At 62.8% G+C, this 1297-nt stretch carries 1 pseudogene; it reads right to left on the reverse strand.

From position 1 onward, the window contains the following. Positions 1 to 27: 27 nt before the first annotated feature. Positions 28 to 1236: pseudogene (locus EOA22_RS33905) on the reverse strand (glutamine synthetase family protein); the annotation flags it as partial. Positions 1237 to 1297: the final 61 nt, after the last annotated feature.

Here is a 1297-nt window from a genome sequence, read left to right on the forward strand (position 1 = left end):
CCCCTACTCCCCTACTGCCCCACTCCCCTACACATTCAGCAACAAATACTCCCGCTCCCACGGACTGATCACTTCCATGAAGGTCTCGAATTCCGCGCGCTTGATCGCCGCATAGGTCGCGGCGAACGACTTGCCCAGATGAGCGCAGAGTTCCTCGTCGCCCTCGAACAGGTCGACGGCTTCAAGCAGGCCGCGCGGCAGGTCGATCTCGTCGGCATTGGCCGTTGTCAGGACCGGGGGCTCGGCCTTGATCTTGTTGGTGATGCCGATCAGCCCGCAGGCAAGCGATGCCGCCAGCGCCAGATAGGGATTGGCATCGGAGGACGGGATGCGGTTTTCGACGCGCCGTGCCGCCGGATCCGAGCGTGGCACGCGAAACGCCGTGGTGCGGTTGTCATAGCCCCATTTGTTGTTGACCGGCGCCGACGCCGCCTGTGTCAGCCGGCGGTAGGAATTGACATAGGGCGCGAACATCACCAGCGCGTTCGGCACATGCTTCTGCATGCCGCCGATAAAGTGGAAAAAATCGTCGGTTTCCGAGCCGTCAGCGGCCGAAAAGATGTTCTGTCCGGTCTTCTTGTCGATGATCGACTGATGGATGTGCATGGCGGAGCCGGGTTGCCCCTGGATCGGCTTGGCCATGAAGGTGGCGTAGATCTCGTGCTTCAGCGCCGCCTCGCGAATGGTGCGCTTGAACATGAACACCTGGTCGGCCAGTTCGATCGGGTCGCCATGGCGCAGATTGATCTCCAACTGGCCGGCACCTTCCTCGTGGATCAGCGTATCGATCTCCAGGCCCTGGCTTTCGGAGAAATGGTAGATGTCGTCGATCAGTTCGTCGAATTCGTTGACGCCGGCGATCGAATAGCCGGCGCCGCCGCCGATCGCGCGTCCCGACCGGCCAACCGGCGGGGTCAGCGGATAGTCCGGGTCGGGATTCTTGCGCACCAGGTAGAACTCGATCTCGGGCGCCACCACAGGCTTCAGGCCGAGCTTGTCATAGGCGGCCACCACACGCTTCAACACGTTGCGCGGCGTGAACTCGACCGAGCGTCCGTCCTGGTGGACGAGGTCGCAGATGACCGCTGCCGTCGGGTCTTCTTCCCAGGGCACCACCGTCAGCGTCGACAGGTCGGGCATCAGTTTGAGGTCGCCGTCGTCTTCCGGGTAATGGAAGCCGTTGCCATCCTCGGGGTAGCCGCCGGATATCGTCGTCATGAAGACTGCCGACGGCAGCGGTCATCTGCGACCTCGTCCACCAGGACGGACGCTCGGTCGAGTTCACGCCGCGCAACGT

This window comes from Mesorhizobium sp. M7A.F.Ca.US.014.04.1.1, from assembly GCF_003998745.1.
Taxonomy (GTDB): Bacteria; Pseudomonadota; Alphaproteobacteria; order Rhizobiales; family Rhizobiaceae; genus Mesorhizobium; species Mesorhizobium ciceri.